Below are 2,428 nucleotides of genomic sequence, written 5' to 3' on the forward strand. Positions count from 1 at the left end.
AGATAAGGGGGCAATCCGGGTGGTGTCCGCACCTTTTCGTTACTTTTATCGATTTCCGGAGGTGGCCCCAGAATCAATTTTTCCGCATTTGCCAACTCAAATTCAGCGCTGTGCATGTAGTCGATCGTCTGGGCATGCAGTCGTGCTGCCCGGGCTTCTGAAATGATCCGGTAAATACTGGCCTTCGTTCTGCAGTAACGGCGCGCCAGCTTTTCAACGGCAATACCCCGCCGAAAATTGTTATAAATATCGCGTTTCTGCTGATCCGTAATTTTTTCTGGTGCGTTCGGAAATATAGCCAATTCAGGGTTCTCCCGATCAAAATTTTTCAAAGTGTAGCGAATGGTCTCGGGCGAGCGGTTCATATGCCGCGCGATGCGGCGGCTGATTTCAGCAGGACAGCCACCATAACGAGCCAGACGACGTGCGCGGCGGAGAATTTCTTCTCGGTCCTCATCACTCAACTGACTGAAATTCATACTACGCATGATATGACCTCGATTCTTCTGTAGAAAACGGTCCACCGACGACTTCAGGAAGCCAACTCGCTTTCGTCCGTTAAACCGGAAACGACGGCTGATCAAACCCTTGTCCCTCCAGCGGTCAACAGTCTTCGTGGAGATATTGAACTTTTGACTGAGATCCTGAACCGTTAAAACCTCTTCCTGCGCATCCTCCACGTCTATTTCAGCGCTGTCGGAAAGGTCCTCAATAAAACACCGCAAATCATGAAAGACATCTTTCCCCGGGATCACCAGGTCTGGATAAATCTCCGAACGATACGTCGTAATCTGCTTACAGATTTCCGGGTACGCGTAATCCTGATCCTCTTCAATATTGGCCAGGAATTCTTCTGAACGGCGGATCTGCTGCAGCTTGACTTCACGCGGTGCATATTTCACCTGTTGCTCAGCCAACTGCTTAATTGCCGGATTGTTATATTTTGAATTGATCATGACTCCCCCCACCCTCAAATTTTTGACTCTCCCTAAAAACCACGTGTCCTTCACGTGCCGTGTTCCCAGGTTCTGCCCCTTACTACGTACTATTAGACGAATTTGAGAAGAAAAAGTTCACACGTAAATAATATTTGGCAAATCTTCTTTGTAGACAGTTAAATACCGATTCTGATGCATAAACCGCACAACAAAAATCACTTTAATCCATTTATATACAATACTTTACAACTGCTGAATAAAATTCATTTCTAAAGTGAACCTGTTCTATTAAACCCCTGAAACACGTGGCGATTCGACCAAAACCCCTCACTCTGGAAAATAAAAATTGTGAAACAGCTCACAATTCAAACGCAAACTATACACTTAATCATATTGTTCATGCAAACACTTTTCTTTAATCCAGACAAACATTTGCCCCATCGCCGGTTCGCTGGAATGAAAACCACTCAATGATTGATTCTCAAACAGGCATTTCAGAGGCATCCATATCTGAATGCACCTGTTCTGAATTGACCAATCGCTCTTTACCTTTGGTCCGAGACGGATAACATAATATGAAAGGGATTGAATTCTCTGCTAAAAACAGTGTGCTCAACACAGACCCTTTTCGTGACAAATCTGCGAAGCTGCTTGCTTCGTTCCAATCCTTTCAGACATCAAAGATCCGGGTTTCTCATTCGGAAGCGGGTTAGATTATGCTGCAGCGTGGTCGATTTCTTTATACCGGTTCCAGTTCAGGGATCATTTTCAGCACACTGATTTGTCTATTTCTTCTTTTAACAACTCTGGATGCAGCCCCGAAAAAAAATGCGCAGAAGAAAACTCCCCTTCCCGCATTGAATCTCCCGCCTCTGAAAACCCAGGAACAAAAGATGCAGCTTCTGGGGCAGATCAGACAGTCAATGCCCACACGCAGAATCGGCAGCAGAGTCAGCTTCAGTTCCGCCGATCTGGATAAGGCATTCGAGCAGGAATTGGGAGAGAGTTCCCAGGTCCTGGCGAAGACAATTGACGACGAGACGTTTATACGCCGCGTTTATCTGGATTTAACGGGCAATCTGCCCGCTCCGGAAAAAATCAATGCGTTCATAGCAGATAAAGACTCAAACAAACGAGCCGAATTAATCGATGAATTGCTGGAGACGGAAGCATACGCGCGCAAATGGGCCCGCTATTGGACCTCGGTCATTTTTTATGACAGCGAAGCCAACAAAAATAGCATCAGTCCGCTGGCACTGGAAGACTGGCTGGCAGAACAATTCCGCAAAGGTGCTCCCTGGGATTACATTACCGTGATGCTGATTTCCGCGACACCCGAGCGTAACAAGGGGGCCCGTAACGATTATGGACAGAATTTTGGTCCGAACAATTTTGTCCTGGCGTGCGAAAATAAATCGACAGAACTAGCCTCCCAGACGGCCCGCATTTTCATGGGTATCAGCATCAAATGTGCTGAATGCCACGACCAC

2 protein-coding genes are annotated in these 2,428 nt (G+C 46.5%); one reads left to right on the plus strand and one right to left on the minus strand.

Annotated elements, in window-relative coordinates:
- Positions 1 to 956: helix-turn-helix domain-containing protein (locus tag Q0294_RS01610; RefSeq protein ID WP_299460165.1), on the minus strand; the 956-nt coding region annotated here is incomplete at its 3' end.
- 875 nt (positions 957 to 1,831) lie between these two features.
- Between Q0294_RS01610 and Q0294_RS01615 the strand changes: the two genes are divergently transcribed.
- Positions 1,832 to 2,428 (plus strand): DUF1549 domain-containing protein (locus tag Q0294_RS01615; RefSeq protein WP_299460168.1); only part of this gene is annotated, 597 nt, incomplete at its 3' end.

The organism is uncultured Gimesia sp., from assembly GCF_937919775.1.
Taxonomy (GTDB): Bacteria; Planctomycetota; Planctomycetia; order Planctomycetales; family Planctomycetaceae; genus Gimesia.